General features: G+C 75.0%; 21 protein-coding genes. 11 read left to right on the top strand and 10 right to left on the bottom strand.

Features of this window, described 5'->3' with window-relative positions; all coding sequences use genetic code 11:
- Positions 1–59: 59 nt before the first annotated feature.
- On the bottom strand, positions 60–596 hold the full coding sequence (locus ACIG3E_RS38195; protein ID WP_366795312.1) for a gamma carbonic anhydrase family protein: 537 nt from the start codon (positions 594–596) through the stop codon (positions 60–62).
- A 137-nt stretch (positions 597–733) separates the two neighbouring features.
- Here ACIG3E_RS38195 and ACIG3E_RS38190 point away from each other — a divergent pair, with 137 nt between their 5' ends.
- Positions 734–1,519 (top strand): acyltransferase, encoded by a 786-nt coding sequence (locus tag ACIG3E_RS38190; protein WP_399625239.1) that lies wholly within the window; start codon positions 734–736, stop codon positions 1,517–1,519.
- 130 nt (positions 1,520–1,649) lie between these two features.
- Here ACIG3E_RS38190 and ACIG3E_RS38185 read toward each other — a convergent pair whose 3' ends face one another.
- On the bottom strand, positions 1,650–2,516 hold the full coding sequence (locus ACIG3E_RS38185; protein WP_399625392.1) for an EamA family transporter: 867 nt from the start codon (positions 2,514–2,516) through the stop codon (positions 1,650–1,652).
- A gap of 112 nt (positions 2,517–2,628) precedes the next feature.
- On the opposite strand from ACIG3E_RS38185, the gene ACIG3E_RS38180 reads away from it, so the two are divergent.
- Both ACIG3E_RS38180 and ACIG3E_RS38175 read left to right on the top strand, forming a co-directional pair.
- Positions 2,629–3,213 carry a helix-turn-helix domain-containing protein gene (locus ACIG3E_RS38180; RefSeq protein ID WP_030678512.1) on the top strand — a complete coding sequence of 195 codons (585 nt, stop codon included), beginning with the start codon at positions 2,629–2,631 and terminating at the stop codon, positions 3,211–3,213.
- Between the two features lie 50 nt (positions 3,214–3,263).
- Positions 3,264–3,821 (top strand): YbaK/EbsC family protein, encoded by a 558-nt coding sequence (locus tag ACIG3E_RS38175; protein WP_399625237.1) that lies wholly within the window; start codon positions 3,264–3,266, stop codon positions 3,819–3,821.
- Between the two features lie 9 nt (positions 3,822–3,830).
- Here ACIG3E_RS38175 and ACIG3E_RS38170 read toward each other — a convergent pair whose 3' ends face one another.
- On the bottom strand, positions 3,831–5,009 hold the full coding sequence (locus tag ACIG3E_RS38170) for a CaiB/BaiF CoA transferase family protein (protein ID WP_399625235.1): 1,179 nt from the start codon (positions 5,007–5,009) through the stop codon (positions 3,831–3,833).
- A 315-nt stretch (positions 5,010–5,324) separates the two neighbouring features.
- Between ACIG3E_RS38170 and ACIG3E_RS38165 the strand changes: the two genes are divergently transcribed.
- From ACIG3E_RS38165 to ACIG3E_RS38155, 3 genes are all read left to right on the top strand, one after another.
- Positions 5,325–6,128, top strand: coding sequence for a GNAT family N-acetyltransferase (locus ACIG3E_RS38165; protein ID WP_399625233.1), 804 nt, complete (start codon positions 5,325–5,327; stop codon positions 6,126–6,128).
- Entirely contained in the window at positions 6,125–6,934 is an 810-nt protein-coding gene (locus ACIG3E_RS38160) for a lysophospholipid acyltransferase family protein (protein ID WP_399625232.1), read from the top strand. The genes ACIG3E_RS38165 and ACIG3E_RS38160 overlap by 4 nt, the downstream gene beginning before the upstream one ends.
- 279 nt (positions 6,935–7,213) lie before the next feature.
- Positions 7,214–7,639: a hypothetical protein gene (locus ACIG3E_RS38155; protein ID WP_399625229.1), complete on the top strand. Its 426-nt coding sequence runs from the start codon at positions 7,214–7,216 to the stop codon at positions 7,637–7,639.
- A 65-nt stretch (positions 7,640–7,704) separates the two neighbouring features.
- Here ACIG3E_RS38155 and ACIG3E_RS38150 read toward each other — a convergent pair whose 3' ends face one another.
- Positions 7,705–9,075 (bottom strand): hypothetical protein, encoded by a 1,371-nt coding sequence (locus ACIG3E_RS38150; protein ID WP_399625227.1) that lies wholly within the window; start codon positions 9,073–9,075, stop codon positions 7,705–7,707.
- Between the two features lie 215 nt (positions 9,076–9,290).
- Between ACIG3E_RS38150 and ACIG3E_RS38145 the strand changes: the two genes are divergently transcribed.
- Entirely contained in the window at positions 9,291–10,601 is a 1,311-nt protein-coding gene (locus ACIG3E_RS38145; RefSeq protein WP_399625225.1) for a molybdopterin-dependent oxidoreductase, read from the top strand.
- Positions 10,602–10,977: 376 nt separating this feature from the next.
- Here the strand turns inward: ACIG3E_RS38145 and ACIG3E_RS38140 are convergent, their stop codons facing one another.
- Genes ACIG3E_RS38140 through ACIG3E_RS38130 form a run of 3 tightly spaced genes read right to left on the bottom strand, consistent with a single transcriptional unit; the run spans position 10,978 to position 13,186 of the window.
- The gene (locus tag ACIG3E_RS38140; protein WP_399625223.1) at positions 10,978–11,742 is read right to left on the bottom strand and encodes a class I SAM-dependent methyltransferase; all 765 of its coding nucleotides are present in this window, start codon (positions 11,740–11,742) and stop codon (positions 10,978–10,980) included.
- Complete coding sequence (locus ACIG3E_RS38135) at positions 11,739–12,443, bottom strand: DUF2064 domain-containing protein (RefSeq protein WP_399625221.1); 705 nt, start codon at positions 12,441–12,443, stop codon at positions 11,739–11,741. Before ACIG3E_RS38135 ends, ACIG3E_RS38140 begins: the two co-directional genes overlap by 4 nt.
- Complete coding sequence (locus ACIG3E_RS38130; RefSeq protein WP_399625220.1) at positions 12,440–13,186, bottom strand: glycosyltransferase family 2 protein; 747 nt, start codon at positions 13,184–13,186, stop codon at positions 12,440–12,442. The genes ACIG3E_RS38135 and ACIG3E_RS38130 overlap by 4 nt, the downstream gene beginning before the upstream one ends.
- A 124-nt stretch (positions 13,187–13,310) precedes the next feature.
- Here ACIG3E_RS38130 and ACIG3E_RS38125 point away from each other — a divergent pair, with 124 nt between their 5' ends.
- Both ACIG3E_RS38125 and ACIG3E_RS38120 read left to right on the top strand, forming a co-directional pair.
- Positions 13,311–14,252 (top strand): response regulator transcription factor, encoded by a 942-nt coding sequence (locus tag ACIG3E_RS38125; protein WP_399625218.1) that lies wholly within the window; start codon positions 13,311–13,313, stop codon positions 14,250–14,252.
- On the top strand, positions 14,249–15,364 hold the full coding sequence (locus ACIG3E_RS38120; RefSeq protein WP_399625215.1) for a sensor histidine kinase: 1,116 nt from the start codon (positions 14,249–14,251) through the stop codon (positions 15,362–15,364). Before ACIG3E_RS38125 ends, ACIG3E_RS38120 begins: the two co-directional genes overlap by 4 nt.
- A gap of 19 nt (positions 15,365–15,383) precedes the next feature.
- On the opposite strand, the gene ACIG3E_RS38115 is transcribed toward ACIG3E_RS38120, so the two are convergent.
- The gene (locus tag ACIG3E_RS38115; protein WP_399625213.1) at positions 15,384–16,433 is read right to left on the bottom strand and encodes an NAD-dependent epimerase/dehydratase family protein; all 1,050 of its coding nucleotides are present in this window, start codon (positions 16,431–16,433) and stop codon (positions 15,384–15,386) included.
- A 299-nt stretch (positions 16,434–16,732) separates the two neighbouring features.
- Here ACIG3E_RS38115 and ACIG3E_RS38110 point away from each other — a divergent pair, with 299 nt between their 5' ends.
- The gene (locus ACIG3E_RS38110; RefSeq protein ID WP_399625211.1) at positions 16,733–17,422 is read left to right on the top strand and encodes a hypothetical protein; all 690 of its coding nucleotides are present in this window, start codon (positions 16,733–16,735) and stop codon (positions 17,420–17,422) included.
- Between the two features lie 135 nt (positions 17,423–17,557).
- Positions 17,558–18,646, top strand: a complete 1,089-nt coding sequence (locus ACIG3E_RS38105; protein ID WP_399625209.1) for a PucR family transcriptional regulator — start codon at positions 17,558–17,560, stop codon at positions 18,644–18,646.
- Between the two features lie 14 nt (positions 18,647–18,660).
- Here the strand turns inward: ACIG3E_RS38105 and ACIG3E_RS38100 are convergent, their stop codons facing one another.
- Positions 18,661–19,080, bottom strand: a complete 420-nt coding sequence (locus tag ACIG3E_RS38100) for a CoA-binding protein (RefSeq protein WP_399625208.1) — start codon at positions 19,078–19,080, stop codon at positions 18,661–18,663.
- 135 nt (positions 19,081–19,215) lie between these two features.
- Positions 19,216–19,310, bottom strand: a 95-nt coding sequence (locus tag ACIG3E_RS38095) for a TerD family protein (RefSeq protein WP_361847963.1), incomplete at its 5' end; no start/stop codon positions are given.

The raw sequence follows: 19,310 nt of genomic DNA, 5'->3' as shown, positions 1-19,310 counted from the left end.
GTGTGCGAGAGGCCGGGGGCGGGTCCGCCCCCGGCCTCTCGCGTGCGCGGCGAAAGCGCTCAGTCCTCCTGGGCGTGTGCGGCGCGGTGGGCCTTCGCGAGCTCCACGTACATCGCGCCGTTGAGCGAGATGCCCGCGCGCTCCTCCTCGGTGAGCGGCCGCTTCACCTTGGCGGGGACGCCCGCCACGAGCGAACCGGGCGGCACCCGCATGCCCTGCGGCACGAGGGCCTGCGCGGCGACGAGCGAACCGGCGCCGATCACGGCGCCGTTGAGGACGGTCGCGCCCATGCCGATGAGGCAGTCGTCCTCGACGGTGCAGCCGTGCACGACGGCGTTGTGGCCGACCGAGACCCGCTCCCCGATGGTGACCGGGAAGCCGGGGTCCACGTGCAGGCTGCAGTTGTCCTGGATGTTGCTGTCGGCGCCGATCTCGATGGGCCCGCAGTCGGCGCGCAGGACCGCGCCGTACCAGGTGCTCGCGCCCGCGTGCAGCGTCACCTCGCCGATCACCACGGACGTGGGCGCGGTGAACGCCTCCGGGTCGATCCGGGGGTCCTTGCCGCCGATGCCCATGACGAGTGCCTGGTGACTCATCGTTCTCTCCTTGGATCGTTGCGTCCGTCGCGCCTGAGCGAACCGTACGGGACCCCCCGTTCCGGCCCGGCGGTGTGGGGTGAAGATCACAGGTCGGGGGAGTGCTCGCCCCGCGCGGGGCTGAGTAACGTGAGCGCGTGCCCAGGAACAAGAACGTGTTCTCATCCCTCGCCGCGTGGCGGCGCGGCGTCGCGCAGCGCGCCGTCCACGCGGGCTGGGCCTGGGTGCAGCGCACCGGCGCGGTCACCGCGCGGCGGCCGGGGCGCCTGGAGTTCGGCGCGATCGGCGAGGGCACGAAGCTCGCCTTCCCGCAGGGCACGGTCTTCGGCGCCCCCTGGATCCGGCTCGGCGCGCACTGCATCGTGGGCGAACAGGTCACGCTGACCGCCGGGTTGATGCCCGACCTCGACCTCGGCCCCGACCCGATCCTGCGCGTCGGCGACGGCGTGGTCCTCGGCCGCGGCAGCCACGTGATCGCCGACACGTCGGTGACGATCGGCGACGACTGCTACTTCGGGCCGTACGTGTACGTCACCTCGACCAACCACAGCTACGACGATCCGCACACGCCGATCGGCAAGCAGTGGCCGCGCATGGAGCCGGTGACCATCGGCTCGGGCTGCTGGATCGGCACGGGCGCGGTGATCCTGCCGGGCGCCAGGCTCGGCCGGAACGTGGTGGTCGCGGCGGGCGCCGTGGTGCGCGGCGAGGTGCCCGACCACGCCGTGGTGGCGGGGGCGCCCGCGCGGGTCGTCCGGACGTGGTGCGCGGAGCGGGGGTGGCAGCCGCCGCTGCGGACGCCCGCTCCGGTGCCGATCCCGGAGGGCGTCACGCCGGAGCAGTTGCTCGCGCTCGGCGACCTGGAGGACCTCGGCCGCCTCGGCGGGCTGACTGACGCGGCGGACGCCGAGGGCAACGCCTGACGCTTCGCTGGAGTTGCCGTGATGGGGCGTCGATCGCCTGCGGGTCCGTTGGGGCTGGTCGCGCCCGCGCGGCGGAGCCGCATATCGGCACAGCCCCGCGCCCCTTCGGGGCGCTGCCGCCTCAGCCGTCTCACCCCGTCGCCAGTAGTACCGTGCCCACCAGGGCGAGGCCCGCGCCTGCCGCCTGGACCCCGCGCAGGCGCTCCTTGAGGACGCCGCGTGCGGCGAGCGCGGTGACCACGGGGTAGAGGGAGGCGAGGACGGCGGCGACGGTGACGGGTCCGCTGCGGGCCGCCATCGCGTACGTGCCGTTGGCGGCGACGTCTGCGAGGCCCACGAAGGCGAGCGCGGGCAGCGCCGCCCAGATGACCCCCATGCCGCTGCCCTCCGGCAGGGCCGCGCCGCCGCGCCGCACGCTGACGTACAGGGCTGTCCCGCCCGCCAGGACGTTGGTGGCGCGCTGGACGAACAGGGCGAGGAACAGGCCCGTGACGCTGGTCGACGCCTCAGCGATCAGGGCCATCACGGCGCCGAAGCCGAAGGCCGCGAGCAGCGTGAGCAGGACCGCCTGGCGCTGCACGGGGGCGCCGCGCAGCTCGGGCCCGCCCGCGAGGACGATGCCGACGACGGCCACCGCGATGCCCGCGAACTGCGCGGGGCCCGGCCGCTCGCCGAGGAACAGGCCGACGCCCACCGGCACCACGACGCCGAGGGAGCCGAGCGGCGAGACCACGCCCATCGGGCCGAGCGCGAGGGCCTTGTAGAAGGCGAGCATCGCGACAGGGCCCACCAGGCCCGCGCCGACGGCGAACCACAGCTGCGGGCCCCACGCGGTCCACCCGCCGGTGGCGACCACCACGACCCCGAGGACGGCCACCGCGACGCACTGGGACGCCACGACCACCGTCAGCGCCGGGATGCGCCGGGTCAGCAGGCCGCCGCCGAAGTCGGCGAGGCCCCACATCAGGCTCGTGGCCAGGGCGAACAGCGCTGTCAGTCCTGACATCGGGAACCTCGCAGTACAGTGTGGTGAACCATCGGGAGCCTTCGGGTGCACCACACCGTAGTTCAGTACAGTGAACCCTGTCATCCAAAATATTGGACGGAATGTGTCGGATCTCGACCAGCTCACGCAGTCGCTCGCGCGGAACCTGAAGCGCTGGCGCGGCGAGAGGGGCTTCACACTCGACGCCCTCGCGGCCCGCTCCGGGGTCAGCCGCGGCATGATCATCCAGATCGAGCAGGCCCGCACCAACCCCAGCGTCGGCATCACCGTGAAGCTCGCCGACGCCCTCGGCATCAGCATCACCACGCTGCTCGACTACGAACAGGGGCCGCACGTGCGCGTCGTGCCGCCCGAGCAGATGGTGCGGATGTGGTCCACCGACGAGGGTTCCAGCACCACACTGCTCGTCGGCGCCGAGGCGCGCGGCCCCTTCGAGCTGTGGTCGTGGCACCTGATGCCCGGCGACGGCAGCGACTCCGACGCGCACCCGCCGGGCACCATCGAGCTGCTGCACGTCCGGGCCGGTGAGCTGACCCTCGTCGTGGACGGCGCGGAGCACCTCGTGCCCGCCGGGTCCTCGGCGACCTTCGAGGCCAACGTCCCGCACGGCTACCACAACAAGGGCGCCGAGCCGGTGGAGATGACCATGTCGGTGGCGGTGCCGCCCGCCCACGCCGGGTCGTACTGACGGCTGCCCTCGGGGCCGGTCGTCCCCAACCGCCCTGTTACGGTGCGGACATGCGCGCTCCTCTCGGAAACTTCGACGTCGTCCGCCCCGCCCCGCAGGCCCTCGACCTGCTCGTCGCCCCCGTGGCCGAGGCCGTGCGGGCCTGGAGCGGGCCCGTGCCCGCCGACGAGTTGATCCATGTCGACACCGAGCCGGAGTGGGCGGACACCGCCGCGTTCGTGGAGCACTACGGTCCCGAGCTGCTCCAGGAGTCCGCGAACTGCGTCGTCGTCGCCGGGAAGCGCGGCGGCGAGACCACGCTCGCCGCGTGTGTCGTCCTCTCCGGCACCCGCGTCGACGTGAACGGCGCCGTGCGCCGCCAACTGGGCGCCCGCAAGGCCTCGTTCGCCCCGATGGACACCGCCGTCGGCGAGACCGGCATGGAGTACGGCGGCATCACGCCGATCGGCCTGCCCGCCCACTGGCCGCTGCTCGTGGACGCCGCCGTCGCCGCGCGGCCGCACGTCCTGATCGGCAGCGGCAGCCGCCGCGGCAAGCTCATCGTGCCCGGCAAGGCGCTCGCGGCCCTGCCGAACGCCGTGCTCATCGAGGGCCTCGGCGTGGCCTGAGCGTCACCTTCAGGGCGCTGCCGAACTGCCGTCGGGGCCGCGCCCGAGCTCGGCCAGGATCTTCTCCGTGTGCTCGCCCGCCGCGGGCACCGGGCCCATGCGGGGCTTCACCCCCGAGAGCCCGGCGGGCGGCAGGAGGGCGTGCATCGGGGGCGCACCGCCCGGAAGGCCCACCTCTCGCCAGCGCCCGCGCTCGGTCAGGACGGGGTGCTCCAGGAACTCGGCGACCGAGTTGACGCCCGCGTGGGCGATGTTCGCGGCGTCGAGCAGGGCCGCCGCCTCCTCGCCGTCCAGCTCGGCGCACCGCGCCGCCACGATCCCGTCGAGCTCCTCGCGGTGCGCGACCCGGGCCGGGCCCGTGGCGAAGCGCGGCGCGTCGGCCAGCTCTGGGCGGCCGAGGAACACCCGGCACAGCGCCGCCCACTCCGGCTCGTTCTGCACCGAGAACAGGACCTCCTGGCCGTCGCGCGCGGTGAACACGCCGTACGGCGCGACCGTCGCGTGCCGGGCGCCGACGCGCGGCGGCTGGGTGCCGCCGTAGCGGGTGTAGTACGCGGGCTGGCTCATCCACTCGGCGAGCGCGTCGAACAGGGACACCTCGACCGCCGGCGCCCGGCCGGTCGTCGCCCGCGTGTACAGCGCCGACAGGATGCCGCTGTACGCGTACATACCGGCCGCGATGTCGGCCACCGAGATGCCGACGCGCACGGCCTCCTCCGGGGTGCCGGTGAGCGAGAGCAGCCCCGTCTGGCACTGCACGAGCAGGTCGTAGGCCTTGCGGTGGGCCCAGGGCCCGGACGTGCCGTAGCCGCTGACCACGCAGGTGACGAGGGACGGGTGGCGGGCCTGGAGCGCCTCGGCCGACAGGCCGAGCCGGGCGGCCGCGCCCGGCGCGAGGTTCTGCACGAACACGTCGGCCCGCGCGAGGAGTTCGCGCAGCACCTCCTGCCCGTGCGCGGACTTCACGTCCAGGGTGATCGACTCCTTGGAGCGGTTCAGCCAGACGAAATGGCTGGACTGGCCGTGCACGGTGGTGTCGTAGCGGCGGGCGAAGTCACCGCCGCCCGGCCGCTCCACCTTGATCACGCGCGCGCCGAGGTCGGCGAGCTGGCGGGTGGCGAACGGCGCGGCCACGGCCTGTTCGAGGCTGATCACGGTGAGGCCGGTCAGGGGCAGGGGGTGCGGCATGGCGGGGCTCCATCCTCCCTCGGGCGTCCGGAACTGTGTGCTCGGACGTCCGGAACTCTGTGCTCGGGCGCCGGAACTCTTTGTACGGGACAGCGACCCGTCGCGGTACGGGGCGAGGGGCCCGGCGGCCGGGGCGCGCGGCGCCGGGCGCCGTTCACCTGATGCTCACGAGGGTCGGCCCGATCCGCCGCGCGGACCTCGTGCGCAGTTCAGCCGGGGCGGTCACCGTGCTGAGTGGGTGCCCTGCCCGTTCCTCAGGCCCGTCGTCCCCGTCCGTCCCGCCGAGATCGCCCGTCGAACGGAGAACGTACTGTCATGCCCGCGACGCCCGCCACGCCCGCGACCCCGCCCGTCCTGGCCCCCGGCCGGGCTTCCGGGACCCGCCCCGTCTACGTCCCCTCCATCGCGCACGGCGAGGAGCAGATCCGCGCCGCCCAGCGCCTGCGCTTCCAGGTGTTCGGCGAGGAGCTGGGCGCCGCCCTCGACACGCCCCTGCCCGGCCACGACGTCGACGCCTTCGACGCGCTCGCTGACCATCTGATCGTCACCGAGACCACGAGCGGCGCCGTCGTCGGCACCTACCGGCTCATCCCGCCAGGACGCGGCGAACTCTCCTACTCGGCGGGCGAGTTCGACCTGAGCGCCCTGGCCCCGCTGCGGCCCGCGACGATCGAGGCCGGGCGGTCCTGCGTCCACCCCGACCACCGCTCCGGCGCCGTCATCAACCTGATGTGGTCCGCGCTCGCCCGCTACGTCCTGCTCTCCGGCCACCGCTATCTGGCGGGCTGCGCCTCCGTGCCGCTGGCCGACGGCGGCACCGCGGCCGCGAGCGCCTGGCTGCTCGGCACCGCCAAGCACGCCTCGCCGCCCGAGCTGCGCGTCCACCCGCACCGGCCGTGGACGCCGCCCGAGCAGCGCGCCGGACACCGGCCGACGTACGCCGACCTGCCGCCGCTGCTGCGCGGATACCTGCGCCTGGGGGCCTGGATGTGCGGGGCGCCCGCGCACGACCCCGACTTCGACTCGGCCGACTTCTTCGTGGTGCTCGACACCGAGCGGCTCACCGAGCGCCACCGCCGCTTCTTCCTCGGCGACGAGGGAACCCGGGGGCCGGTGTGAACCCCTGGTCCGTGGACGCGGGCTGTCCGCGGACCTGCGCCCTGCGGGCCGATTCCCGCGTGGGCGCCGTCGGGGCCGCGCGGCGGTACGCGGCGCTCGGGCACGAGCTCGGGCGGAGCCTGGCCCTCGGGGAGGGGCTCGCCGACGGCGACGCCGTACGGGTCCGGGCACGGCGGGTCCTTGGGGCGCTCGGCGTGCGGCTCGACGCGGGGCCGGTGCCGCTGACCGTGCCCGGCGGGAGCGCGGGCACGCTCGTCGTCGCCAACCACATCTCCTGGCTGGACGTGGTGGCGCTGCTCGCCGTCGAGCCCGTCGCCTTCGTCGCCAAGCGGGAGGTGGGCCGGTGGCCCGTCGTGGGGACGCTCGCGCGGCGGCTCGGCACGCAGTTCATCGACCGCGAGGGCGGCCGCCGCGAACTCCCCCTGATGGTGCAGGAGCTGGCCAAGACGCTGGCCCGGGGCCGCTCCGTGCTCGTCTTCCCCCAGGCCACGACCTGGTGCTCGGTCTCCGGCGGCCGGTTCCGGCGGGCGGCGTTCCAGGCGGCGGTGGACGCGGGGGCGGCGGTGCGCCCGGTGACCGTGGCGTACGAGGCGGGCGGGACGGGAAGCACGACGGCGGCGTTCCTGGGCGACGAGGGGTTCGGGACGTCGCTGCGCAGGGTGGTGCGGGCGCGGGGCCTGAGCGTGCGGGTCCGGGCCCACGTGCCGCTGTACGGGAGCGACCGCAAGGGCCTGGCCGAGGAGGCCTGGACCGCGGTCACGGGCTGTCGGCCACTGCCGGGACTTCCGCGCGGCCCCGCGCACTAGGGCCTGTCCGAGGGGCACCTCCCTTTCCTGTGTATGTCCCGCGCCTCACGGATGTCTGGCCCAACGGACCAGGAACGGCGTCACTGCACCCTCAATCGTTCGCGCCCCGATCATTCGGGAAGCCCCGCCGAGATCCGTCCGCAATGGCGGAATATTCCTCTGGCGGCATCCGCTGGTTGACGGCAGAATCACCATTCCAGTGACGTTCGATTCACTGTCCAGCTCACGTCGAGAATCAGCACAAGCAGCGTGCCGGAAAACACGACGAGAGGACGGTCGATGGACGCGATATCTCCCGCGGAAGGCACCTTCGCCCAGGCGCTGGCGACGCGGCCGCAGAGTGCCCTGATGACGGGCCAGTTCCGGATCAAGCTCTACTACCCGAGCGGTACGTTCAAGGGCTATCTGAACAGGAACGGTGACAACTGGGCCATCATCAGCCAGGACCCGCTGACCCTCGAATTCTACGAGTGGAACGGCGTGACCTACTACAAGATTCCAGGGGAGGCCCGGTATCTGTCGGTCAGCAACAACGGATACGGCGGCTTCTACAGCTGGTCCGGCGCATCGAGCTTCCGGCTCACCGACGACAAGGAACTCGTCTCGAATTACAACGAGAAGCGGGCCTCGTTCCGCAACGGCGAACCGTGGGTCTTCTACTGGGACGAGTACAACATCTTCAAAGTGGAGTTCGAGAAAGTCTGACTCCGAAGGCGGACCGGGGGCCTGCCCCCGAAGGCCGACCGGGGACGCGGAAGTCCGACCGGGGTTCACCAGCCCGTGAACAGCACGTGGTTGAGGGCCAGGGCGAGGACCGCCTGCCCCGCTAGCCAGAAGCGGCGACCGCGCTCGGGAAGGAGCGCTGTCGCCGCGAGCAGGAAGACGGCGAACGGCAGCCAGATGCGTTCGGTCTCCGCCTTGCTCATGCCCGAGACGTCCGCGACCGCCACCGCCAGGAGGGCCGCGAGGGCGAGCCCCGCGACGCCGTCCGCCGCCGTGGCCGCCCCGGCCCGCCAGCGGCGCACCGCGCCCGGTGCGGAACCCACCGCCCGGCGCAGCCCGGCCACCGTCGCGAGCCCCACGGTCAGGACCGTGCAGGCCGGATTGGCCCAGATCCAGTACCAGTAGGGGCGCACCCCGGCCGCACCCTGGTAGTAGCGCTCCACCAACAGGCGGTACGCCTCCCACCAGTCGAAGCCGAACGCGGTGAACACCGCGGGGACGACGAGCGCGCCCGCCACGAAGTACGGCAGCGGGCGCAGCGTCCTCGTCAGGACCAGGACACCGGCCACGACCACCGCGAAGAGCGTGAGGCCGTACGACAGATAGCAGAGCAGGCCGTAGAGGAGGCCCGCGGCGCAGGCGGCGAGGACGGGGCGGCGGACCGCGCGCGTCGCGGCGAGCGCGAGCAGCGCGGTCAGCCAGGCCGCGACGGCCGCGAAGTAGCCGTCCGCCGACGCGCCCATCCACACGGCGGCAGGAGCGAGCACGAGGAACGGCGCCGCCCGGCGCGCGCTCGCCTCGTCCCCGAGGGCCTTCAGCGTGAGCAGGACGGCGACGACAGCCGTGCTGCCCGCCGTGATGACGAACGCGCCCGCCCAGCCGCCACCGCCCAGACCGATCCGGTCGAGGAGGACGAAGGTGAGCGGGGCGGCGGGCGGATGGCCCGCCGTGTGCGCGGGCCAGTGGTACGCGCCCGGCTCCCCGAGCAGGATGTACTGGGTGTAGTCCCGCAGCGTCGCGGGGATGTCCGCGAAGCGGTCGATGACCTGGAGGTACTCGTACTTCGTGGTGAGCCGCCGCGCGACGCCCCGGTGCCAGCCGTCGACGAGCGCGAGCGACCAGATCCACGCCGTCGACGCCGCCCACGACGCGGCGAGCAGCGCCCGCCACGGCAGGCGGGCCGCGAGCACCGGGCCGTGGCTGACGACGGCCACGGCGACGGCGAGCGCCGCCGGGGTGCCGGGCCCGACGTGCGGATCCCAGTCGGCGTACAGCGGCGGCCAGTTGACGTGCAGGCTGCCGTCGGAGCGCTCGACGGCCCGCCCGACCACGACGGCGGCGGTGACGAGGAGGGCGGCGAGCCCGGCGGCGAGCAGATCGCGGCGGGGGCCGGGGTTACGTCGTTCGGGGTGGTTCACGCTGGCACGCTAGGCCGCCGGGGGCGCGCGGGGGCCGCCGCGCCGCCCCCTGTCACGGAACCGTCAGATCTTCGGCCGCCCCGGTGTACTCCGTCCGGGCCCACCGCGATCCGTCAGCGTTTCGTCATGCGTCGCGGCCGCCTGCGGGCCGCCCGCCGGTCTTACGGTCGACGCGAGGCGACGGACCCGCGTCGCGCCGACCCCCGAGGACACCCATGGGCAAGCCAACGAGGCCGCCGACCACCAGGACCGCACGACAGGCGGTGGAGCGGGCGTCGACCGGCGTGTGGCGCAGCCCGCTGCGCGGCCCCTGGCTCACCTCCGTGCTCGGCGTGGTGCTCCTCGTCGGGATGACGCTGCTGTTCGTCACCGGGCTGCTGTCCTACGCCGCGTACAACCCCGGCCTGTCGCCCGTCAACGACAAGACACCCGACAAGGGGCTCCTCGGCTTCTACCTCTTCCCCTGGCCGACCCACCCGCGCTGGCTCTACCGCCTCACCCAGGGCCTGCACGTCACCGTCGGCATCGCGCTCGTCCCGGTGCTGCTCGGCAAGCTGTGGTCGGTGCTCCCGAGGCTGTTCGAGCTGCCGCCCGTGCGGTCCGTCGGGCACGCCCTGGAACGCCTCTCGCTGCTGCTGCTCGTGGGCGGCGCCTTGTTCGAGTTCGCGACGGGCATCCTGAACGTGCAGCTGGAGTACGTCTTCCCGGGCTCGTTCTACCCCTTGCACTTCTACGGGGCGTGGGTGTTCTTCGCCGGGTTCGTCGCGCACGCGGCACTGAAACTGCCGCGGACCGTAAGGGTGTTGCGGGAGCACGGGTTCCGCGCCCGGCTGCGGACGCACGACACGGAGCCCGACCGCGGCTCCGGGCTCGTCGCCGAGCGGCCCGCCGAGCCGACCGTGTCCCGCCGTGGCGCCCTCGGCCTGGTCGGCGGCGGCTCGCTGCTGCTGTTCGCGACGACCGCGGGGCAGAGCTTCGACGGCTGGCCGCGCGCCACGGCCCTGTTCGCGCCGCACGGCGGCCGGGAGCCCGGCACCGGACCCGGCGCGTTCCAGGTCAACAAGACGGCCGCGGCGGTGGGCCTGGGGCGCCGTGACCTCGTCGACGGCTGGCGGCTCGACCTCGTGGGCCGGGGCCGCACCGTGCGCCTGACCCGCGCCGATCTGCTCGCCCTGGCGCAGCACCGCGCGGACCTGCCCATCGCGTGCGTGGAGGGCTGGTCGACGTCCGACCAGGCCTGGCAGGGCGTCCGGCTGCGCGACCTGGCCGCGCTCGTCGGATACGGAGAGAGCGGGGACGGCCCGCCCGGCGTCCTCGTGGAGTCCTTGCAGACGCGCGGCGCCTTCCGCCGCGCCGCGCTGCGCGACAACCAGGTCCGCGACCCGCGCTCGCTGCTCGCCCTGCGCGTCAACGGCGCCGACCTGACCCCCGACCACGGCTACCCGGCACGCGTCATCGTGCCCGCCGCACCGGGCGTACTGAACACCAAGTGGGTGGCGCGAATGACCTTCGGGGAGCTGGTATGAGCCGGACGGAGAAGCGTACGGACAAGCCGACGGCCGGGCGGCGGGACGCGGGCGGCCGGTGGGCCGGGGCGGCGCGCCGCCGGTACGGGGCGGGCCCCTGCCACCTCCTGCTGCTGCTCGCCTCGTTCGCGCTCGCCGGGTACGCGGGGGTGCGGCTGCTGCGCGACGACTGGGCGGGGGTCGCGGTGTGGTTCGTCGGCGCCGCGCTGCTGCACGACCTCGTGCTCGCGCCGCTGTACGCGGTCGCCGACCGGGCGGTGACGGCCGCGCTGGGCGGGCGGCGCCGGAACCTGACCGCGTTCGTACGGGTCCCGGCGGCCCTGTCGCTGCTGCTCCTGCTGGTGTGGTATCCGCTGATCACCCGTCAGGTGCCGCGCTACGAACGGGTCACGGGGCTGCCCGCCGACGTGTTCCTGGCCCGCTGGCTGCTCGTCACGGCGGGCCTCTTCGCGGGCTCCGCGCTGTGGCTCGCGCTGCGGGCCGCGCGGCGCCGCAGGGCCACGAAGCAGCGCCCGTCGGCCGCCCACTGATCGGCCGGGCGCAGCCCCGCCCGGCGGGCGTGGCCGACCAGCGCGGCCGTGCCGAGCCGGGCCCACGGGAACGTACCGCCGGGCCCGGCGCGCCCCGTGCCGTCGTCGACCCGGACGCGGACCCGCTCGTCCACGTCGACGGGCGCCGCCTCGGCGATCAACAGGCCGCCCGGAGCGAGCAGTTCGGCCACGCGGGCGAGGAGCGCGGCCGGGTCGCCGCCGATGCCGACGTTGCCGTCCATGAGCAGCGCGGTGCCCCAGCGGCCCTCGCCCGGCAGCGGGTCGAAGACCGACCGGCGCAGCGCGGAGCCGCCGAGGCGCAGCGTGTGCCGGACCGCAGCCTCGCTGACGTCGATGCCGAGCGCGCGGTGGCCGCCGGCGGCGAGCGCGGCGACCAGGCGGCCCGGGCCGCAGCCGATGTCGAGGACGGGGCCCGCGCAGCGGCGCAGCGCCGAGCGGTCGGCCGGGTCGGGCGCCGCGCACCAGCGCTCCACGTCGAGCGAGAGCAGCCAGCCGTCGGCCCGGCGCAGGAACAGCGGGCCGCGCCCGGCGCGCAGCGCCTCCTCGTACAGGTCGGCACCCCACGGCGTCGGCGGTACGACGGTGCTCATCGGCGGGCCGTCCCGTCGGTCCGAGCCGTCCCGCCGATCCGAGGCGTCCCGCCGATCCGGGCCGGGCGGTCGATCCGCGCCAGCGTGGCGGCGAAGCGGGTGCCGGGGGCCAGGGCGGCGACGCGGGCGGCGTCGGCGGCCGTGTCGACGTCCCGCAGCACCGCGAGGTCGCGCACGCGCAGGCCCGCCCCGGTGAGCCGGGCGCGCTGCGCCGCGCCGGTCGTCGGCGTGGACATGGGCACCCCGCGCAGCAGGTCCGGGTCGGGCTCGGCGAGCCCGAGGGCCCAGAACCCGCCGTCGGCGGCGGGCCCGAACCAGGCGTCGGCGTCCCGCCGGGCGTCGGCCGCGAGCGCGGGCGCGAGCAGCGCGGGCGTCACCTGCGGGGTGTCCATGCCGATGAGCACGGCGGGCCCCGCGCAGCCCGCGAACGCGGCGGCCAGGCGGGCGTCGAGCCCGCCCGCGGCCTGCGGCACCACCTCGATGCCGGGCGGCAGCCACGGTCCCGGCTCTCCGGCGAGCACGAGCACTCTGCGCCGCGCGGGAGCCGCGAGCACGGCGTCCAGGGTGTCGGCGAGCGCGGCCTCGGCGAGCCGGGCTGCCTCCTGCGGCGTGTAGGGCGGGGTGAGCCGGGTCTTCACGGTGCCGGGAACGGGCGCCTTGGCGATGACCAGGAGCGTGGCGGGCCCCGTGCGCGCGGTCATCGCGGGCCCGCCGCGCGCGGGCCGCGCGGCCGTGGCGCGAGAGGCGGTTCGGCGAGGACGCGGCGCATGTCCCGCACCGCCTGCCAGGTGCCCCGCCAGGTGCCGGTGACCTTGGACGCGCCGACGCGCGGCAGATACGGCACGTCGCGCTCCTCGACCCGCAGGCCCGCGTCGGCGGCCCGCACCACCATCTGCAACGGGTAGCCGCTGCGCCGGTCGGTGAGCGCGAGGGCCAGCAGGTCCGTGCGGCGCGCCGCCCTGAGCGGGCCCAGGTCGTGCAGGGCGAGGCCGGTGCGGCGGCGCAGCATCAGCGAGAGCGCGAGGTTGCCCGCACGGGCGTGCGGCGGCCAGGCCCCGCGCGCCTGGGGCCGCCTGCGGCCCAGGACGAGGTCGGCGCGGCCCGCCGCGACGTCGCGGACGAACGGCACAAGCAGGCCCGGGTCCAGGGAGGCGTCGCAGTCGCAGAAGCACACGACGTCCGCCTCGGCGGCGGCGAGCCCGGCGTGGCAGGCGGCGCCGAAGCCGCGCCGGGGCTCGTGCACGACGGTCGCGCCGAGCGCGCGGGCGACCTCCGCCGAGCCGTCCGTGGAGCCGTTGTCCACGACGATCGCGCGCCAGCCCGCCGGAACGCGGGCGAGCACCCACGGAAGCGCCGCGGCCTCGTCCAGGCAGGGCAGCACGACGTCAGCGGGCGGAACGGGTCGCTCCACCGGGGCCGGGGAGTCGGGGGAAGGGTGAGTCACGGCCCTCACCCTACGAAGCGAAAACGGACATAACGGACTCTGGGTCCTTACGAAACGCGGACGTCGGGGCTGCCGGACCCCGCGGCGGTCCGCACCCGTGGGCACGCGGTGCGACGCTGGTGACATGCGGAACCCACCACCAGGCACCGGCGCGCGCGTCCTCGTCGTGGACGACGACCTGACCGTCGCCGAAGTCGTCACCAGCTACCTGGAGCGCGCCGGGTACGCCGTCGACCGTGCGGTCGACGGACCCGGCGCGCTCCTGGGCGCGACGGCACGCGAACCCGACCTCGTCGTCCTCGACCTGATGCTGCCCGGCATGGACGGCCTGGAGGTCTGCCGCCGTCTGCGGGCCCGCGGCCCCGTACCGGTGATCATGCTGACCGCGCGGGGCGACGAGGACGACCGCATCCTGGGCCTGGAGGTAGGGGCGGATGACTACGTGACCAAGCCGTTCAGCCCGCGCGAGCTGGTGCTGCGGGTCGAGTCGGTGCTCCGCCGCAGCCGTGCCGCCGACCCGGCGCCGCGACCGGGCACGCGGCTGCGCGCCGGGGCCCTCGCCCTCGACCCCGCGGCGCGCCGCGCCACCAAGAACGGCACCGAACTCGCCCTCACCGTCCGCGAGTTCGACCTCCTCGCCTACTTCCTGAGGCACCCGGGCCGCGCCTTCGGCCGGGAGGAGCTGATGCGCGAGGTATGGGGCTGGGACTTCGGCGACCTGTCCACGGTCACGGTCCACGTCCGCAGACTCCGCGGCAAGGTGGAGGACGACCCCGGAGAACCGCGCCTGATCCAGACGGTGTGGGGGGTCGGCTACCGCCTGGAAACGGGTGGGCCCGGCGGGCCGGGTGAGCTGGGTGACCCGAGCGGGTCGGCTGAGCCGGGCGAGTCGGGGGCGCCGGATGAGCCGGGTGGGTCGGGAGTGGGGGCCCCGGTGGTGGTCGTGGGTCCGGGGCGCGGCGAAGGCGGGCCGGGGCGTGGCGAAGGTGGTCCGGGGCGTGGCGAAGGTGGTCCGGGGTGCGGTGAAGGCGGTCCAGGGCGTGGTGAAGGTGGGGCGGGCTCGTGAGTGACATGTTGCTCATCGCGCTGTACGCCTTCCTCGGCGCGGTGGCCGCCGGGCTGTTCGGCGCCGGTGCGCTGCGGCTGCTGCGCCACCGTTCGCTCGTCGTGTCCCTGACCGTCGTCGTCGCGGTGGCCGTCACGGCCATGCTCGCCGGGACGCTCGCCGTCGCGTGGCAGATGTTCCTGTCCCCGCACGACCTGACCGTCGTCACCGTCGTCGTCGCCATGGCCTCCGTCGTGTCGTTCGCGACGGCCGTCCTGCTCGGCCGGTGGGTGGTCGCCCGCAGCAGGGACCTGGCGCGGGCGGCCCGCTCGTTCGGCACCGGCGGCAGCTTCGCCGCGCCCGACGCGCCCACCACCGCCGAGCTCCTCGCGCTCACGCGGGAGCTGGAGCACACCAGCGCGCGCCTGGCCGAGTCCCGGGAGCGGGAACGGGCCCTGGAGAGCTCGCGCCGCGACCTCGTCGCCTGGATCTCGCACGACCTGCGCACCCCGCTCGCGGGCCTGCGCGCGATGGCCGAGGCCCTGGAGGACGGCGTGGCCGCCGAGCCCGACCGCTATCTGCGCCAGATCCGCACCGAGGTCGAGCGCCTCGACGGCATGGTGGGCGACCTGTTCGAACTCTCCCGCATCCACGCCGGGGCCCTCGCCCTCACGCGCGCGCGTATCTCCGTCTACGACCTGGTGGGCGACGCCCTGGCCGGGGCCGACCCGCTCGCGCGCGAGCACGGCGTACGCCTCGTGGGGCAGCGCATCGACGCCGTGCCGGTGGAGGTCGACAGCAAGGAGATGAGCAGGGTCCTCGGCAATCTGCTGATCAACGCGATCCGCAGGACGCCCGCGGACGGCACGGTCGCCGTCACGGCGGAGCGGTCCGCCGACGGAGTCGTCCTGTCGGTGACGGACGAATGCGGCGGCATCCCGGAGGAGGACCTGGCGCGGGTCTTCGACATGGGCTGGCGCGGGACGCACGCCCGGACCCCACCGGCGGGCGCCGGACTCGGCCTCGCCATCGTGCGCGGCATCGTCGAGGCCCACCGGGGCCGCGCGGCCGTGCGCAACGTCTCCGGCGGCTGCCGCTTCGAGGTGGTCCTGCCACCGGCCGGGGCGGTGTAGCGGGCCCGGCGAAGCGCCGCTACCGCAGCGGCGCCCCCGCGAACTCCCGCATCCCCGCCGCGAAGCCCGTCAGCGGCTTCCACCCGAGCTCCCGGCGCAGCCGGGCCGAGTCCGCCGTGATGTGCCGTACGTCGCCGAGCCGGTAGGCGCCCGTGGTCACCGGGGCGGGCCCGCCGTGGGCCCGGGCGAGGGCCTCGGCCATCTCGCCGACGGTGTGCGGCTCCCCGCTGCCGGTGTTGTACGCGGTGAGCGTCCCGGGCGCGCCGTCCGCCGAGGCCTCGACGGCGGTCGCCGCCGCCGACGCCACGTCCCGCACGTGGACGAAGTCCCGCAGCTGCCCGCCGTCCTCGAAGACCCGCGGCGCCTCGCCCCGGGCGAGGGCGGACCGGAACAGGGACGCCACCCCGGCGTACGGCGTGTCGCGGGGCATGCCGGGCCCGTACACGTTGTGGTAGCGCAGCGACACCGCCCGGCCGCCGGTGGTCCGGGCCCAGGCGGCGCACAGGTGCTCCTGCTGGAGCTTCGTCGCCGCGTACACGTTGCGCGGGTCGGCGGGCGCGTCCTCCGGGACCAGGCCCGGCGTCAAGTCGTCGCCGCACAGCGGGCAGAGGGGCTCGAAGCGGCCCGCCGCCAGGTCCGCCTCGGCGCGCGGCCCGGGCCGCACCACGCCGTGGCGGGCGCACGCGTACCGCCCCTCCCCGTAGATCACCATCGACCCGGCGAGCACCAGGCGCCGCACCCCGGCGCGGGCCGCCGCGGCGAGCAGGACGGCCGTGCCCAGGTCGTTGCAGCCGACGTACGCGGGCGCGTCCGCGAAGTCCTTGCCGAGCCCCACCATCGCGGCCTGGTGGCAGACGGCGTCGACCCCACGCAGCGCCTGGGTGACGGCCGCCTCGTCCCGTACATCCGCGACGATCAGCCGCTCGCCGGGCCGGGCCGCGCGCGACGGTCCCGAGTGCGCCGACGCCAGGAGCGTGTCGTAGGAGACGACGTCGTGGCCGCGTTCGAGCAGCGCGTCGACGAGGTGTGTTCCGATGAACCCGGCTCCGCCGGTGACCAGTACCCGCATGCCGTCCACGCTAGGCAGCCGCGCGGGCCGCGGGCGGGTGCCACCGGCCCGTGTCACCGTTCCGTAAGACCTCGCCCCCGTGTGGCGACGTTGCCGTACCCCGGCCGTCAAGAGGACCCCGCCCGGCATCAAGAAAGCATAAAGATTGCCGGAAAATGGCAGTGCGCCGAGGCGTCCGGACAGGTCAGGATGGAAAGGCAGGAACGGGGGGCGAGGCCCGGGTGCCGGATCACGGAAACGAGGTCCGGCACCCGAGTGGGGACGACCCCCGGATGACCACCGGTCAAGGGGGCGGGGGCATGGGGGAGTTGTCGGGCGCGGTGGTGGGCTTTCCAGGGGTGGTGTTCACCTCGGCCCTGGCCGTCGTCGTGTGTTTCTGGCTGCTCGTGGCGGTGGGTGTCACCCGCGCGGACAGCTTCGACGAGGACGCCGACCTGGACGTCGTGGGGCTCGGGGGAGTGCCGGTGTCCGTGGCGGCCTCGCTGTTCACGCTGGGCGGATGGGTGACCGGTGTCGCCGGTTCGGTGGCGATGACGCGGGCCGGTCTGACGGGCATGGCGCACGCGGCGGTCGACCTGGGCCTGCTGCTCGCGGCCACGGGCGTCGGCTGGGGCGTGACCCGGGTGCTCGTCCGCGCCCGCGCGCGGTGCTCCGCCCGCACGTCAGGGCCCTCGCCCCGGGACCTCGTCGGCTCGGTGGGCAGGGTCCGTACGGGCGGAGCGGGCGCGGATTCCGGCCAGGCCGAAGTCGCCTTGCCCGACGGCGCCGCGGTGGTCGTGGACGTGCGGCAGGACCCGTCCGGGACGACCGCGGCCCTCGCCCCCGGCAGCAGCGCGGTGCTGTACGCGTACGACGAGTCCGGCGGCTTCTTCTGGGCGGCCCCGGCCGCGGTGACGCTGACCCCGGGGCCACGCCCGCCGCACCCGCATGAGCACCTGCGGGAACGGTCCTCCGCAGGCCACGACTGGCCCTGCGCCGACTGCGCCTGAGGCTCTGTCATGCCGAGGTTTTCCCTGGTCAACGGGGTGAGGGCGGAATCCGCCACGGCCCCACCCCCGTGCCTGCCGCCGGGCCCCCATGCGTTAGAAAGGCGGAGAGGGCCGAGCGGAAAACCGGGGGCGTACATGGCGGGTCAGGACATACCGGACGAATTCCTGGACGGCTATACGCGGCTGCTCGCCGACGCCTCCGCGACCGGACGCGGCCTGACCCGCGACGAGCTGGACTCGCGCCGCGCCCTCGGCGAGCGCGCGGCCGACGCCGGGTACGGCCTGCGCGCGCTGGTGGGCGCGCACCTGGCGCGGGCCCGGGCGTTCGGCGCCGCGCCCCGCGCGCACGGGGCTGCGGGAGCCGGGCCGCCGGTGTCCGCCGAGGCCGTCCTCGCCGCCGTCGAGCAGGCCGTCGACGCCTTCGCCGAGGGCTACGAACGCGCCCAGCGCCTGGCGATCCGTCAGGAGGAGGCCGCGCGCCGTGAGTTCATCGACGACCTGCTGCACGGGCGGAGCGACTTCGGGCTGCTCGCCGAGCGCGCGGAGCGGTTCGGGCTGCGCCTGTCCCTCGCGCACGCGGTCGCCGTCGCCCAGGGCGACCGTGCCTACGAGGACGGCGACGACGCCCCGCGCGAGGTGGAGCGGGCGCTGACGGGCCGCTTCGGTGACCGCAGCCCGCTGCTCGCCACCAAGGACGGCCGTCTGGTCTGCGTGACCACGGCCGACCAGGAGGACGTCCTCGACTTCTTCGCCAAGCAGGCGCACGCCGCGACGGACGGCGGCCGCGTCGCCGTCGGCCGCCCCCAGCCGGGCGCGGGCGGCGTCGTCCAGTCGTACGAGGAAGCCCTGAGCGCCCTCGACCTCGCCGCGCGCCTCGGTCTGCCCGAGCCGGTCCTGCGCGCCGCCGACCTGCTCGTCTACCCCGTCCTGACCCGCGACCGGCAGGCGATGGCCGACCTGGTCCTGAACACCCTCGGCCCGCTGCGGGCGGCCAGGGGCGGCGCCGAACCGCTCATCGAGACCCTCGCCGTCTACTTCGACGCGGGCTGCGTGGCCGCGCAGGCCGCCCGCCGCCTCAGCCTGAGCGTGCGCGCCCTCACCTACCGCCTGGAGCGCATCCACCGCCTCACCGGCACCAACCCCGCCGATCCGATGCACCGCTACACCCTCCAGACAGCGGTGATCGGAGCACGCCTCCTCGGCTGGCCCGCGCGGGAGTTCTGACCCTGCAGGGGGGCTCAGTGCGGCGCGGGGCCGAGCCGCGGGATCTCGATGGCGGGGCACCGGTCCATCACCATGTCGACGCCCGCCGCCCGCGTCCGCTCGTACGCCGCCTCGTCGACGACGCCGAGCTGGAACCAGACCGCCTCGGCGCCGATGGACACCGCCTCGTCGGCGACGGCCCCGGCGAGCTCGCTGTTCACGAAGACGTCCACGACGTCCACGGTGAAGGGGATCGCGTCCAGGGACGGATACCCCTTCTCCCCGTGCACCGTCTCCGCCTTCGGATGCACCGGCACGACCCGCTTGCCGAACCGCTGGAGCACCTCCGCGACGCCGTACGCCGCCCGCTCCTGGTTGGAGGAGAGCCCCACGACGGCCCAGGTGTCCCCGAGCTCGGTGAGGATCTTGCGGACGGTGGCGGGGTCGCCGTACATGGGGGCCTCCTGGGCGGTGGTCGGTGTGACTGCCGTAACCACCTCGGGGGCGCGGTGATTCCTGAACGCCGTCTGCCCGGAGAACGCGGGTGCGTTCTCCGGGCAGACGGCGTCGGTGCCGGGCGGCGGGAGTCCTCAGACGTTGACGCCGAAGTCCGATGCGATGCCGCGCAGGCCGGAGGCGTAGCCCTGGCCGACGGCGCGGAACTTCCATTCGGTGCCGTGGCGGT

It is taken from the genome of Streptomyces sp. NPDC053474 (assembly GCF_044544845.1).
Classification (GTDB): domain Bacteria; phylum Actinomycetota; class Actinomycetes; order Streptomycetales; family Streptomycetaceae; genus Streptomyces.
The sequence above is the reverse complement of the archived record's forward strand: the minus strand, read 5'-3'. Positions and strand labels throughout refer to the sequence as shown.

Excerpts from the sequence above, each read along its gene's own strand:
- ACIG3E_RS38195 (WP_366795312.1), bottom strand. The coding sequence starts at position 596 with ATGAGTCACCAGGCACTCGTCATGGGCATCGGCGGCAAGGACCCCCGG.
- ACIG3E_RS38175 (WP_399625237.1), top strand. The coding sequence starts at position 3,264 with ATGCGCGCTCCTCTCGGAAACTTCGACGTCGTCCGCCCCGCCCCGCAG.
- ACIG3E_RS38170 (WP_399625235.1), bottom strand. The coding sequence starts at position 5,009 with ATGCCGCACCCCCTGCCCCTGACCGGCCTCACCGTGATCAGCCTCGAA.
- ACIG3E_RS38165 (WP_399625233.1), top strand. The coding sequence starts at position 5,325 with ATGCCCGCGACGCCCGCCACGCCCGCGACCCCGCCCGTCCTGGCCCCC.
- ACIG3E_RS38155 (WP_399625229.1), top strand. The coding sequence starts at position 7,214 with ATGGACGCGATATCTCCCGCGGAAGGCACCTTCGCCCAGGCGCTGGCG.
- ACIG3E_RS38145 (WP_399625225.1), top strand. The coding sequence starts at position 9,291 with ATGGGCAAGCCAACGAGGCCGCCGACCACCAGGACCGCACGACAGGCG.
- ACIG3E_RS38140 (WP_399625223.1), bottom strand. The coding sequence starts at position 11,742 with ATGAGCACCGTCGTACCGCCGACGCCGTGGGGTGCCGACCTGTACGAG.
- ACIG3E_RS38135 (WP_399625221.1), bottom strand. The coding sequence starts at position 12,443 with ATGACCGCGCGCACGGGGCCCGCCACGCTCCTGGTCATCGCCAAGGCG.
- ACIG3E_RS38125 (WP_399625218.1), top strand. The coding sequence starts at position 13,311 with ATGCGGAACCCACCACCAGGCACCGGCGCGCGCGTCCTCGTCGTGGAC.
- ACIG3E_RS38115 (WP_399625213.1), bottom strand. The coding sequence starts at position 16,433 with ATGCGGGTACTGGTCACCGGCGGAGCCGGGTTCATCGGAACACACCTC.
- ACIG3E_RS38110 (WP_399625211.1), top strand. The coding sequence starts at position 16,733 with ATGGGGGAGTTGTCGGGCGCGGTGGTGGGCTTTCCAGGGGTGGTGTTC.
- ACIG3E_RS38105 (WP_399625209.1), top strand. The coding sequence starts at position 17,558 with ATGGCGGGTCAGGACATACCGGACGAATTCCTGGACGGCTATACGCGG.
- ACIG3E_RS38100 (WP_399625208.1), bottom strand. The coding sequence starts at position 19,080 with ATGTACGGCGACCCCGCCACCGTCCGCAAGATCCTCACCGAGCTCGGG.